The sequence below is a fragment of the Nocardia asiatica NBRC 100129 genome, from assembly GCF_000308415.1.
Taxonomy (GTDB): Bacteria; Actinomycetota; Actinomycetes; order Mycobacteriales; family Mycobacteriaceae; genus Nocardia; species Nocardia asiatica.
Genome location: NZ_BAFS01000455.1, coordinates 16,104 through 27,914 on the forward strand (window position 1 = coordinate 16,104; position 11,811 = coordinate 27,914).

Sequence of the window (11,811 nt, forward strand, 5' to 3'; positions counted from 1 at the left end):
ATCGTCGAGCCGTTTGCTCATCCCTCGCCCCGGCGTTCGGCGAACACCGATCTCATCGGGGGCCACGTCCTCGAGCGGCCGTCTGCCGCCGGAGGATGGCGGCAGGCTTGTCGACGACCCTCATTGTGTTAGGAGACTCCCGAAGCTAAAGTTTGGCCAGGCTAAATTCGGTATTCGGTGAGGCGGTATTCGATGGCGGCGGCGTCGCGGCGGAATTTCCTTGCAGGTGGTGCGCTGCTCGGGGCAGTCGGAACCGTCGCGGTTCCCGCGATGGTCACCGCCGAACAGCGGCCCGCCGGAGGTCACGGCAGCGGTCACGGTGACACTGCGGTGGCGTCGGTTCACGGTGGTGGCGTGGAGGGCCCGACCTTCCGGCTGGGCGCGACGGTCGATCACGACGCGAACGGGTTCAACCCGACGGCGATCTTGCGCGATTTCGACTACGGCCAGGTGTCACGGCTGCCCGACGGGCGAACACTGCGCACCTGGGAGATCGCCTCCAGCGACGAGGAGCTGGAAGTGGCTCCCGGCGTGCGGTTTCCGGCGTGGACATTCAATGCCCGCGTCCCCGGCCCGACCCTGCGCTGCACCGAGGGCGACCAGTTGCAGGTCACCTTCACCAACGGCTCGCAGCATCCGCACACGATCCACTTCCACGGCATCCACCCCGCCGAGATGGACGGTGTGCCCGGCATCGGCCCCGGTGTCATCGCACCGGGGCAGTCGTTCACCTACGAATTCGACGCCCGCCCGTTCGGGCTGCACCTGTATCACTGCCACGTCGGTCCGCTGGCCGAGCACATCGCCCGCGGCCTCTACGGCACCTTCATCGTCGACCCGCCGACCCCGCGCCCGCCCGCGGACGAACTGGTGATGGTGATGCACGGCTACAACACCACCTTCGACGCCGAAGGCAACCAGCTGTATGCGGTCAACGGCATCCCGTTCCACTACATGCACGAACCGGTGCGGGTCACACGCGGTGAGCTGGTGCGGATCTACCTGGTGAACGTCCTCGAATACGACCCGATCAACAGCTTCCACATCCACGGCAACTTCTTCGACTACTACCCCACCGGCACCCGGCTGCAACCCACCGAGTTCACCGACACCGTCGTGCAAGCCCAGGGGCAGCGCGGCATCTGCGAACTACGCTTCCCGCACCCGGGCCGGTTCATGTTCCACGCCCACAAAAGCGAGTTCGCCGAACTCGGCTGGATGGGCATGTTCGAGGTGGTCGAACCATGACCGAACCCGCTGCCACCCACCCACAGACCTCCCGGCTGCCCGCCTGGGTCTCCTGGGCCGGAGTCGCCCTGCTGGTCGCCGCCGTGCTCACCGCCCTCGGTCTGGTCGGTGGGCGCGCGCTGCCCGACCGCACCGGCCCACCGGTGGAGGAGCTCGCGGTGGAGCACACCGTCCTCACCCCGGGCCGGATCGAGCTGACCGTCCGCAACACCGGGCCCGACCCGGTCACCGTCGCGCAGGTCTTCGTCAACGACGCCTACGTCGACGTCCGCGGCGGAGAACAACCGATCACCCGAAAGCGCACCGCCACACTGGAGTTGAACTATCCCTGGCAGAACGGGCAACCCTATCTGGTGTCGATGCTCACCTCCACCGGGCTGGTGATCGAGCACGAAATCCCCGCCGCCGTCGCCACCCCGCGCCCCGGCCCTAGTTTCTACGGCCTCATGGCGCTGCTGGGCACCTACGTCGGCGTCATCCCCGTGCTGCTGGGCATGCTGTTCCTGCCGCTGCTGCGCCGCACCGCCGGTTCGGCGCTGCGACTGCTGCTCGCCGTCACCGTCGGCCTGCTGGCGTTCCTGGCCGTCGACGGCGCCAGCGAGGGCCTCGAACTCGCCCAAGGCTCCGGCGGCGCGTTCGGCGGCGCGGAACTGGTCATCCTCGGCGCCGCCGCAGCCTTCCTGGCGCTCACCGCGGTCGACCGCTTCCTGCGCGCCCGCCGCGCACAAGGCGAGGCCACCGGGCGCCGGTTGGCGTTCATGATCGCCGGCGGGATCGGCTTGCACAACCTCGGTGAAGGCCTCGCCATCGGATCCGCCTACGCCGTCGGCGAACTGGCGCTCGGCGCCTTCCTCGTCCTCGGTTTCGCCATCCACAACACCACCGAAGGCGTCGCGATCGTCGCACCACTGATCCGGCAGCGCACACCACTGCCCACACTGCTGACCCTCGGGCTGCTGGCCGGCGCCCCGGCCATTCTCGGCGCGGTCGTCGGCGCCAGCGTCAACAACGCCGAACTATCCGCGCTGCTGCTCGGTGTCGGCGTCGGCGCCATCGCCCAAGTCATCGTCCAGATCACCCCCGCGCTGCGTGCCGAGGGCCACGACCGAGCCGACGCCACCATCCTCGGCGGCATCATCGCCGGAATCGCCGTCATGTACCTGACCGGCCTGCTGGTCACCGCCTGACAGGACACCGACTCGCCATGACCCCACCAGCACACCCCAGCCTGCCCAGACGCACCTTCCTCGCCTGCGCCGCCGCCGCGACCGCGGTCACCGCCACAGGCTGCAGCGCGGGCCACGCCACCGACACCGCACCGTTCACCGTGCCCAGCACCGACATACCAGTAGGCGGCGGCAAGATCTTCCCCGACCAGGCCACCGTCATCACCCAGCCGAAACCCGGCGAATTCCATGCCTTCTCCACCACCTGCACCCACCAAGGCTGCACCGTCAGCGACATCCGCAACGGCCTGATCGTCTGCCCCTGCCACGGCAGCCGCTTCCGCATCACCGACGGCACCCCAGAACGCGGACCCGCCCGAGAACCCCTCACCCGACGCGGAACCCAGACCGAAGGCCACAACATCCACATCAACTGACACCCACAGCTACCGAACGGCTCGACCACACCGATCAGCGGCGCACGCCGCCCGACGCGAAACCAGCGTGCTGGGCGGGATGCCGCCACGGCGTCATCGCGCGGCAGCCGCCGCTGTGCTTGTCGGCCAGCACGAGGCGCTGTTCGAGCGCGAGCAGGATCTGACGTCATTCCCGGCGGCCGGCCTCGGCATCGATGGGGACGGACGCATTCCCAGCTGGGTTGTGCGGCGTCCGGTCTGCCCGAGCACAGCGTCGGAGTAGGAAGAGCCCTCGGAGAACAGGCCCCGTTCGGCCAGACCCACCCCGATGAACAGCAGGGTCACCGGGAACTCGTTGGCGATGTATTTGAAGTGGTTGCTGATCTCCAACCGCTGGTCGCGTTCATGCGCAGGAAATGCAGGTCATCGGCCACTAATAGCCTTGTCTCGCAGGACAGGACGCGGTCCAGGGCGCGGCCGGCGAATTGGGCGGCGCTGCCGCGTTCTGTGCACGGGTGGGCGAAGAATTTCAGCATCGCCCGGTTGAACTCCCGCATCCCGGTGTTGCCGGTCAATCCGACCCGGCACGCCGGCCACCGCTGGTGACCGCTCGTAGTACGGTCGCCGCCTTCCGTGATTTCGCGGCGGTGGAGCTCCTTCGCGAACGCCAGCACCGAGGTTGTCTTACCCAACCCCGGGAATGCGTCGATCCCGACCGCACCCTTGGCCTTGTCTCCGTCCTGGGCGTTGGAATCGACGATGTCCCACAACTGTTCATGAAGCTCCGCCAGCTGCGGAGTCCTCAGCCGCCCCAGGTTGGCGTGCCACCCCCGGCGACGCCGGTTGTAGTCGACCTGCAGTATGCGCGGCGTCACCGCTGCGGCGGCAGGGGCCAAGACCGGGATCTGCTGTCCACCTGCGCGCTGGCGGATCGGAATCCGATGTCTCTTGGCCACACGCAACATGGACACGTAGCTCGTGCCGAGTTCTGCGGCGATATCGGCAAGGGTGCGCTGGCCGATCACATACTGGGCGAACAGCCACTCGCGATCGCGCATCTGGTGCCGGATCGATGGTTCAGGCTTCGATCACTACATCGAAAACCCTGTCGGGCAGGTGGTCGAGAACCCTGGCCCGCGTCGCGATCGCGCGGAAATTCTGCCAAAGCCGACGCCGGATGTCGCTGTTGGTGCGATTGTGCAGCATCGCCAGACGGGATTCGAGGTGCCGAAGATCGCCGGGCCGAGACGCCCGCGTGGATCTCGTACTGGCGGGAAGATCTGTTTCGGTCAGGAGCCTGTCTTGTGGGATGGCTTGGAGCACCTGGTCCGGCATGGCTGCGTTGACCGAGAAGTAGAGGTCCATCTCGACGGCGCGCTGTACCTGATCGGTGTCGCCGAGAAACCAGTGCAGCACCGCACCGGGGTGCGGTCGCTGGGCGAGCAGGTCCAGCACTGTGTCGACCTGGCCCGCGCTGTGGATCGAGAGGAGAACCTCTCGGGTCTTCGGCGATCGCGAGAACCTGTGAGAAGACCGCCGTCTGAAGCTCGCGGTCGCCACGGCGGTCGAGGCCGACTTCGCCGATGAGACACGGACCGGCCAGGGTCGAACGGAACTCATCCGCGTCGAACTCGACCAAAGCTGCCTTCACACCTGGATGGGCTCCGGTGCCCAAGATCAGCGTTGAGTCTTTCCGATCGAGGGCGACGCGTGCTTCGTGCGGTGTCCGCGTGACGGCCAACACGATCGCGGGCCCCAGTGCCGCTATCTGCGTGCCGGTCACGTCCGTTGCGATGTGAGCGTGGCAGTCCAACGGGGACAGCCGGTCAGGGAAGGGGGACACGTCTGATCTCCTCCAAGCCGCGTTCGCAGACCTCGATGATGGCGTCGATGTCCGTGCTCGGTGGGAGCGCTCCGACAGCGAGGACGGAGAGATCGTCGAACCCTTCGGCAAGTGCCTGCCGGACATCGCGAATGTCGCGATAGCGCCGCTCGTGCAGCTTCTGTTGCGCGTCCCCAGACAGGGCGTCTGCGAGATAGATAGACCTGTCGATGTGGCCGCTGCGGGGGAACGCGCCTCGCCGGACGATGCACGCGACGCACAGGTCGCAGTTGAGGTTCGCGGTGCCCCCTGCGTAGTACTGGCCGTCGAATTTCGAACACGACACGCTGGATGCGGCCGCGGTCAGCAACTCTTCGCCGACGTGGTCATGAGCGTGGTCCAGGAGTTCGCCTTTGGTGTGATAGTGGTAGGGATTCGCGATGGTGACGGGTATCGCGAGCTGCCCGAGCAGGTCATTGATACGGGTGAAGGTCTCGGGGTGGGTCGACCGTGTCGACAGCGCCCCTCCTCGCGCCGCGGTGAGCGGTGGGTTGATACTGGTGAAACCGTTCTCCGGCACTGTTACCCGATGGGCGCCGGAGGCGGCGGCCATCGCGGTGGCCAGCGCCATGAACAGCAGGCTTCGGCTCCTTGAGGAAGACTCGACCGCGTTGCCGCGCTGGCGGAATTCGAAGCGACGATGGAGGAAGGCTTCTATCTGCTTCGATTTCATCCAGCCGACGAGCGTGTTCTGTGCTCCGCGTACTGCGTTGTTGCCGTCGGCATGGCTGCACATCAGAAACAATGTCGCTCCACCTCCAGCCCGGCGAACCGGCGGCCGGGCATAGGAGGCCATCTTCCAGCACATGTGATCCGGCACGACAGGTACCGCCCGGCCTGGATCGTTCATGCCCAGGTCCACTGAGGGCGACGGTCCGGCTGGACGTCACCGTGGGCCCTGCGTCAGCATCCCGAGAAACTCACCCAGGAACCGCGCCCACTCATCACCCACCACGACCTGACCCTCAAACACCAACCCACCGACGGAACAAGAGGCTCACAGCTACTCCAGCCGTTTTTCCGAAAATTGCGTCACACCTGCCACTTTCACGTACAAACCGAGAACTTGGGTTGACTGTTATCGGTCAGCGATCTAGGTTAGAGGCGTCTTCCGCACGGATCGCCGTCATCGGTGGTCCGAATTCGTGTTCAAGTCCCCTCTCGCGCACAGATTCACGTCAGTCGTGACACCTTCCCGAGCCGCGTGTTGGAGTGCACTCGCACACACGGAGGCCACCAGTGGAAACATACTCTGACCTGGAACGATTGCTGACACGTCTGCCAGATCGCGACACAACCGCCCCATCGCGAAAAGTTTGCTGACAGGGGCGATCAGCGGTGATCGCGCCGGTCATCCCGCCGCAGTCGCCGTTGCAGGAACTCATTTACGGACCGCAGGTCACGAACCGCGTGGTTCGTACCGCCGATGACGATCTCGTCTACGGACTCTGCTCTGTCGGAGACGGAGGCCGGATCCTCGACAAGATCACCTTCACCGCACTGTCCTGGCGTCCGGGCTTTCGTCTGGAGCTGAGCCGGGGTTCTGCTGCCCCGCCCGGTTCCCGCGGGTGGCATCGCCATGACCGAGGGCGGGTACTTCCGCGTTCCGTACCGGCTGCGGCGCCGAGTAGGTCTGTTGATCGGACAGCGGACCCTGCTGATCGGGCACCGCAGCCGCCGCGCGCTGCTGATACATCCGCCCGCCGCGCTCGATGAGTTGTGCGCCGCGAGCCTGCGACTGCTGATCGGACGGCTGCTCGCGGGGGCGGCGTGTACGGGGGAGTACCCTCGCAATCCTCGGCGTGGAAGTACTCGGACACGGTGGTGAATCCGTGCCGTAAGTAGTGCCGAGGCGGGGCAAGATTTCGAGTGGACTGGGAGGCCGGGGTGAGCGGGACGGAATGGGAGATGTTCCGCTCGGAGGTGTTTGCCATCGCCGAGCGTTACGCCATCCAGACGTTTTCGAATCCCGGCACCCTGGTGCTCTCCAGCGGATCCTCGTCCACGGAAGCCGAAGTGCGCGGGGCTAATCCACACATCAAACTGGTGGATATGGGCGACGCCGCGGTGCGCATCGAAACGGGCTGGTGCGTCCGCGCCATCGCCGACTACGAAATCCAATTCGAGGACAAGCCGTCCCAGGCGGCCGCGGCGGTCGAGGCGATCATTCTCGGGGGCGCCGAAGAGTATGTGATCACCGATGACGACGACCGGTGGGTTGCGTTCGGGTGGTGTATTCGGGGCAAGGATTCCCTGATGTCGCAACCCCCGCACATCACCTCGGGACGAAAGGCGGTTCGTCGGCTCCTGCCGTGGCGGTCGGCGTGACTGTGCGGCCAGGAGCTCGAAACCAAGCCGACCCAGCTGCCAACGGTGCAGCGTGCCCAGCCGTGGAGTCGGCCGGGCACGGTGACGGTCGAATCGGAGCCACCGACCTTCACGCGCATCGGCACCTTGCCGTGTCCGAAGCCGTTAGGTGGAAAGGTGATCGGCGTCAAGGTGTAGCCGGACTCGGCTCATGACTTGGAGGCTGTGGATGCGGCGGCGATGATCCAGTTGCCGAATTCCACGGCGAGGTGCCATCGGTGCTGGTGAATGAAGCGGGCGGGCAGATTCGCCGGAAATTGCACTGTCAGTAGGGCTTCCATTGTTCTGCGGCGGTCGAGGAATTGGTGTCGTACGCCGCCGATCACGAGGCCGTCGTCGAGCAGGGCCTGGCCCGCGATCTGCTGGGGGTAGCGGGGGTCGGCGGGGATGGTGAGCGCTTCGGTTCTGTCGTAGTCGACGAGAAATCGGGTGGCCAGGGGTGACCCGCCGGTGGTTTCGACGACTTCCTGGCGGCCGTCGGGGAGGCCGCGCAGGAGGTAGTGGTCGGGGCAGGCGTCGACCATATCGGTCTCGGCGTTGGTGGCGGTGAGGTCGGAGAACCAGGCGGCGAATCGTTCGGCGCTGTAACCGGGAACCTCCAGGCGGGTGACGGCGTGCGCGGTGCGGCCCCGGCTTAGCGCGACCCCGGCGCGCGTCATCCGCTCGGAGATCTCGAGGTCACGCCGAAGGGCGGCGTACACGCCCGCGTGACCCAGGCGGGTCTTCATCGAGGTCAGCGCGGATCGTCGCGCGTCGAGCGGAGCGCCGAGCAGGCCCTCCGAACGCTTATTCGGCGCGAGTTCGGCGAAGGCTCGCGATCCCACGCGGCGGGCGAGCTTGGTCAGCACCGCCGAGGCCCGGCGGGCTTCCCATGCTCGTACTTGTTCTCGCGAGACTTGTTCGCCGCCGATGTACGTCCGAATCGCGATGAACTCGCCCATGAGCCTCGCCTTCCTCTCCGTTTTCGTTCCGGCCACTTCCGTCGGGCAACCAAAGTCCGCCCGCCCTGGAAGCGCGGTCGGCTAACGCCGGGCAGACCAGCGTCAACGCACTCTCACACCCTCGCGAACGCAGGTTTTCCTAGCTCTGATCGCCCGACGCGGTTGACGGCGGTGGCCCGAGTCACCATGCTACCTTAAAGCAAGTCCAGCTTGCGTTAATACTTCACTCCTGTTCGAACCCCTCGCCGACGCGCGCGAACAGGGAAGCGGGCGAAAGGAATTCGTCGATGCTGACCAGGCGAAACTTCATGAACCGGACCGCAGGAGCGGCCGCCACTGCGGCGACCGCGATGTACCTGGGCGGCGGCGCAGCGAGGGCGAATCCCGGGTTCCCGGTCTTCGGAACCGGGCTGCGGACCTTCATCGGCGGTGCGCCGGTCGAGCAGTCCCGGGTCGTGGAATGGGAGCGTCGACGCCTGTCGGCGGCGGCGGCGCGACTGTCGACCGACTTTGCCGGACTGTTGCGGGGTGAGCTCGATTCTCTGATCGATCGATTCGCCGTCGCCGTGGACGACATCTCCGCCGCGCGGTCGGCCCTGTCGAGGGCGCGCATCCCGATCGGCTCGGACGGACTGCGGGCACTGCTCGCCGCCGAACTGGCGACCTCCGAGGCGGCCACGCGGACCGCGCTCGCCGCTTCGGGCGCGCAATGGGCGATCTCGACCACCGAGATCGTCAGCGACCGAGGCAGCGGCGCGGTGCGGCCGTTCCCGGCCTGTACATCGCCGCACACGAGTGGCATCGGGCCTGCGAGTTCGGCAACTGGATCACCGCGTACCTGCGCTGACCGAACCGCTCGCGGCCCGGTCCGCCCGTCGACGGCTCGCGCGTCGAGTAGAACAGGGGCATGGATCAGCGCGGACGCGACGCGAGCATCGAGAAACCGTCACCGCCCCCGGCCCCGCGCAAACGGACCGGCGGGCGGTCGGCGCGCGTGCGCGACGCGGTACTGACTGCCACGCTGGAGCAGGTAGCCGAACACGGGATCGAGGGGCTGACCATCGGCGATGTCGCGGCCAGGGCGGGTGTCGCGGAGACGACGATCTACCGGCGCTGGGGCACGCGCACGGCCCTGATCGCCGAGACCGTCACCGAATTGGCGGCGGCGGGCAACCCCGCGCCCGACACCGGGACGTTGCGCGGCGATCTCCGGAAACTCGCCGAACAGATCTCCCACCTGATCTCGCGCCCCGGCATCGCGCGGCTGCTGGGCACGACCATTGCCCTATCGGCCGATCCGGAGGTCGCCGAGGCGCGCCGACGCTTCTGGGACGACCGCTTCGACCGGACCGCGCACGTCATCGGCAGGGCCGTCGACCGCGGGGAGCTGCCGCCGGACGTCGATGCCCGCGAAGTACTCGAAACCCTCGCCGCCCCGATATATTTCCGTCTCCTGGTAGTCGACGGCCCGCTCGACGACGAATTCATCGCGCGCTGCATCGAGCGCACGCTCATCCTGCACGGGGTATCCCGCTGATGTCCGCGCCTTCGGCGACTGCCGCGCAGACCTTGGCGGTGCAGCGGAGGTGGAAGATCGAACCCGACGTCCGCGACGTGCTCGGCGTCGCAAGCCCGATGTCGTGCTCGAAGCCAGGGCGCGCCGGGCCCACTGGCGCCGCCCTCGACATGGTCGCCGACAGCGGTCGAGTCGAAGCCGTCGGCATCCCCGCACAACACCACGCTCGATTTGGACTCGAGCGCGAACGTGACGAGGGGCGCAGTCTGCTTCAGGGCGGGGATTGATCGAATCTCCGCCCTGAGTTCCTCCGGAATGTAGGGCGACTGCGTTGGTGCTCGGCCTCTCTCTGGAACGCCCCTGAGACAGGCCACGAAGGGGCGGTCCCAGACGGGCGACGCGCCCGGTCCTACCGTGCTGTTTTCGTCCAGGTGACCGGCAGTTCGTGCACGCCATAGATATTCATGTCGGTTCGCAGTCTCACCTCACCGGCGGGGATGGCGAGTGCGAGGGTCGGGAAGCGGCGCAGCAGGCCGGCGAAACCGGCGCGCATCTCGATGCGGGCCAGTTGCTGGCCCAGGCATTGGTGGACGCCGTGGCCGAAGGACAGGTGGCCGCGAGCCTTGCGGTGGATGTCCAGGGTGTCGGGGTTGTCGAAGCGCTGCGGGTCACGGTTGGCGGCCAGCAGCGAGACGACGACGGTCGATCCCTTGTTGATCGTCTCGCCGCCGAGTTCGATGTCCTCGGTGGCGTACCGATAGAAGATGTCGGCGACGGACAGGTAGCGCAGGAGTTCTTCGACGGCGCCGGGCAGCAGATCCGGGTCGGCGCGCAGCTCGGCCAGCTGCTCGGGGTGCTCGAGGAGCGCGAAGGTGCCCAGCGCCAGCATGTTCGCGGTGGTCTCGTGGCCCGCGAGCAGCAGCAGGAAGGCGATGCCCGTCAGCTCCTCGATGGTGAGGTCGTCGTGGCGGGCCAGGTCGGACAGGATGTCCTCGCCGGGTTCGGCGCGTTTGCGCATGACCAGTTCGGCCAGGTACGTCGTCATCGCGCCGTAGGCGGCCATCTTCTCCTCGAGCGGCTGTTCCTTGATCAGGAACTTGGCGGAGTTGACCTGGAAGTTCTCCCGGTCGGCGTAGGGGACGCCGAGCAGTTCGCAGATCACCAGCGAGGGCACCGGCAGCGCGAACGCCTTCACCAGGTCGACCGGCGGGGTCAGGCTCGCCATCTCGGCCAGCTGCCGTTCGACGATGTCGCCGATGTGCGCTTCGAGCTGCTTCATGCGGTGGACGGTGAACGCGCCGGTCAGCTTGCGCCGCAGCCGGGTGTGGTCGGGCGGGTCCATCGCGACGAACAAGCCCGGCACCTGCGGGGACGGTTCGGTAGCGACGGGCATGCCGGTCTCGTACGGCACGTGCAGGATGCCGATGTCCTGGCGGGAGCTGAACCGGGTGTCGGCAATGAGCCGACGGACCGCGTCGTAGCCGGTGACCAGCCAGCCCTCGTGACCGTCAGGGAAGATCATGGGGCTGACCGGGCGCGCCTCGCGCAGGCGGGTGATCGCGCGGGGCGGGTCGAAGGGGCTCGCGTCGCGCTCCATGGGGAGGCCGTGTGGGATGGCAACTACTTCACTCATCAGGCTTTCTTCCTTGTGGTTGGTACGGATTCGATCGACACAGCTCGGACGCCCTCCATGCGGCTAGTCGCCGGGGAGGATGGTGATCGCGCCGGACGGGCACACCTGGGCGGCCTCGCGCACGGCCGCCTCCCGCTCGGGCGCGGGCGCGAGGTCCAGCGGCACCACCCGGCCGTCCTCGGTGTCCTGGTCGAACACGTCGGGGGCGGTCAGTACGCACATACCGGCGCTGATGCAGCGCTCACGGTCCACCCGGAGCTTCATGGGTTACCCCCCGTCCGGGTGCGGGGGCGCACGCCGTAAGCAAGCGCGTCGGTGCGCAGCGGGAACTTGTCCCCGTATGCCTTCAGCCCGGAAGCTGCGATCGCTGAACTGTTCACGTCGATACTGTCGCCAGCTCGGCTGATACCGACCTGACACCGGCCTGACACGTCCACTGACATGTGTTCGACCTGGTCCTACCGCAGCTCGTGACCGTCGCAACCTGGCCGATCAGCCCGTGAGCGCCGACGACTGCCCACGCTGTCGCCGGGCGACGATCGGAAATCGTCCGGCCCAGGTCGCCGCCGCCATGGGAGCGGTTGCCACCGAGGGGACGGGCGCCCCGCCGACCGCCGGTCGTCCACGGCAGAATGGCCGGGT

The 11,811-nt window shown here is 67.2% G+C and carries 14 protein-coding genes; 7 read left to right on the forward strand and 7 right to left on the reverse strand.

Annotated elements, in window-relative coordinates; translation table 11 throughout:
* Window positions 1-192 precede the first annotated feature (192 nt).
* Genes ON27_RS34690 through ON27_RS34700 form a run of 3 tightly spaced genes read left to right on the forward strand, consistent with a single transcriptional unit; the run spans window position 193 to window position 2,851 of the window.
* Window positions 193-1,248 carry a multicopper oxidase domain-containing protein gene (locus ON27_RS34690; RefSeq protein WP_043737311.1) on the forward strand — a complete coding sequence of 352 codons (1,056 nt, stop codon included), beginning with the start codon at window positions 193-195 and terminating at the stop codon, window positions 1,246-1,248.
* Window positions 1,245-2,435, forward strand: a complete 1,191-nt coding sequence (locus tag ON27_RS34695; protein WP_051047332.1) for a ZIP family metal transporter — start codon at window positions 1,245-1,247, stop codon at window positions 2,433-2,435. Before ON27_RS34690 ends, ON27_RS34695 begins: the two co-directional genes overlap by 4 nt.
* A 17-nt stretch (window positions 2,436-2,452) precedes the next feature.
* Window positions 2,453-2,851, forward strand: coding sequence for a Rieske (2Fe-2S) protein (locus ON27_RS34700; protein ID WP_043737314.1), 399 nt, complete (start codon window positions 2,453-2,455; stop codon window positions 2,849-2,851).
* 320 nt (window positions 2,852-3,171) lie between these two features.
* Here ON27_RS34700 and ON27_RS34705 read toward each other — a convergent pair whose 3' ends face one another.
* The 3 genes from ON27_RS34705 to ON27_RS34715 form a co-directional block, all read right to left on the reverse strand.
* A complete protein-coding gene (locus ON27_RS34705) occupies window positions 3,172-3,888 on the reverse strand; it encodes an AAA family ATPase (protein ID WP_245560508.1) in 717 nt (238 codons plus the stop codon).
* A 19-nt stretch (window positions 3,889-3,907) separates the two neighbouring features.
* Entirely contained in the window at window positions 3,908-4,450 is a 543-nt protein-coding gene (locus ON27_RS40910; RefSeq protein WP_083888037.1) for a TatD family hydrolase, read from the reverse strand.
* 206 nt (window positions 4,451-4,656) lie between these two features.
* Window positions 4,657-5,562 (reverse strand): hypothetical protein, encoded by a 906-nt coding sequence (locus ON27_RS34715; protein WP_157227694.1) that lies wholly within the window; start codon window positions 5,560-5,562, stop codon window positions 4,657-4,659.
* A gap of 729 nt (window positions 5,563-6,291) precedes the next feature.
* Between ON27_RS34715 and ON27_RS34720 the strand changes: the two genes are divergently transcribed.
* Window positions 6,292-6,540 carry a hypothetical protein gene (locus ON27_RS34720; RefSeq protein ID WP_043737317.1) on the forward strand — a complete coding sequence of 83 codons (249 nt, stop codon included), beginning with the start codon at window positions 6,292-6,294 and terminating at the stop codon, window positions 6,538-6,540.
* 41 nt (window positions 6,541-6,581) lie between these two features.
* Complete coding sequence (locus ON27_RS34725) at window positions 6,582-7,040, forward strand: hypothetical protein (protein ID WP_157227696.1); 459 nt, start codon at window positions 6,582-6,584, stop codon at window positions 7,038-7,040.
* 188 nt (window positions 7,041-7,228) lie between these two features.
* Here the strand turns inward: ON27_RS34725 and ON27_RS34730 are convergent, their stop codons facing one another.
* Window positions 7,229-8,020, reverse strand: a complete 792-nt coding sequence (locus ON27_RS34730; RefSeq protein WP_043737322.1) for a vinculin family protein — start codon at window positions 8,018-8,020, stop codon at window positions 7,229-7,231.
* Window positions 8,021-8,243: 223 nt separating this feature from the next.
* Window positions 8,244-8,813 (reverse strand): hypothetical protein, encoded by a 570-nt coding sequence (locus ON27_RS34735; protein WP_157227697.1) that lies wholly within the window; start codon window positions 8,811-8,813, stop codon window positions 8,244-8,246.
* Between the two features lie 114 nt (window positions 8,814-8,927).
* On the opposite strand from ON27_RS34735, the gene ON27_RS34740 reads away from it, so the two are divergent.
* Together ON27_RS34740 and ON27_RS34745 are read left to right on the forward strand one after the other, a co-directional pair.
* Entirely contained in the window at window positions 8,928-9,557 is a 630-nt protein-coding gene (locus tag ON27_RS34740) for a TetR/AcrR family transcriptional regulator (RefSeq protein ID WP_051047335.1), read from the forward strand.
* Window positions 9,557-9,823, forward strand: a complete 267-nt coding sequence (locus tag ON27_RS34745; RefSeq protein ID WP_043737327.1) for a hypothetical protein — start codon at window positions 9,557-9,559, stop codon at window positions 9,821-9,823. The genes ON27_RS34740 and ON27_RS34745 overlap by 1 nt, the downstream gene beginning before the upstream one ends.
* A gap of 122 nt (window positions 9,824-9,945) precedes the next feature.
* On the opposite strand, the gene ON27_RS34750 is transcribed toward ON27_RS34745, so the two are convergent.
* Window positions 9,946-11,169, reverse strand: a complete 1,224-nt coding sequence (locus ON27_RS34750) for a cytochrome P450 (RefSeq protein ID WP_043737330.1) — start codon at window positions 11,167-11,169, stop codon at window positions 9,946-9,948.
* A gap of 63 nt (window positions 11,170-11,232) precedes the next feature.
* On the reverse strand, window positions 11,233-11,433 hold the full coding sequence (locus ON27_RS34755; RefSeq protein WP_043737333.1) for a ferredoxin: 201 nt from the start codon (window positions 11,431-11,433) through the stop codon (window positions 11,233-11,235).
* Window positions 11,434-11,811 lie beyond the last annotated feature (378 nt).

Coding starts and splice junctions, on each gene's coding strand:
- ON27_RS34730 (WP_043737322.1), bottom strand. CDS start 8,020: ATGGGCGAGTTCATCGCGATTCGGACGTACATCGGCGGCGAACAAGTC.
- ON27_RS34720 (WP_043737317.1), top strand. CDS start 6,292: ATGACCGAGGGCGGGTACTTCCGCGTTCCGTACCGGCTGCGGCGCCGA.
- ON27_RS40910 (WP_083888037.1), bottom strand. CDS start 4,450: ATGAGTTCCGTTCGACCCTGGCCGGTCCGTGTCTCATCGGCGAAGTCG.
- ON27_RS34715 (WP_157227694.1), bottom strand. CDS start 5,562: ATGAACGATCCAGGCCGGGCGGTACCTGTCGTGCCGGATCACATGTGC.
- ON27_RS34750 (WP_043737330.1), bottom strand. CDS start 11,169: ATGAGTGAAGTAGTTGCCATCCCACACGGCCTCCCCATGGAGCGCGAC.
- ON27_RS34740 (WP_051047335.1), top strand. CDS start 8,928: ATGGATCAGCGCGGACGCGACGCGAGCATCGAGAAACCGTCACCGCCC.
- ON27_RS34700 (WP_043737314.1), top strand. CDS start 2,453: ATGACCCCACCAGCACACCCCAGCCTGCCCAGACGCACCTTCCTCGCC.
- ON27_RS34705 (WP_245560508.1), bottom strand. CDS start 3,888: ATGCGCGATCGCGAGTGGCTGTTCGCCCAGTATGTGATCGGCCAGCGC.
- ON27_RS34755 (WP_043737333.1), bottom strand. CDS start 11,433: ATGAAGCTCCGGGTGGACCGTGAGCGCTGCATCAGCGCCGGTATGTGC.
- ON27_RS34690 (WP_043737311.1), top strand. CDS start 193: ATGGCGGCGGCGTCGCGGCGGAATTTCCTTGCAGGTGGTGCGCTGCTC.
- ON27_RS34695 (WP_051047332.1), top strand. CDS start 1,245: ATGACCGAACCCGCTGCCACCCACCCACAGACCTCCCGGCTGCCCGCC.
- ON27_RS34745 (WP_043737327.1), top strand. CDS start 9,557: ATGTCCGCGCCTTCGGCGACTGCCGCGCAGACCTTGGCGGTGCAGCGG.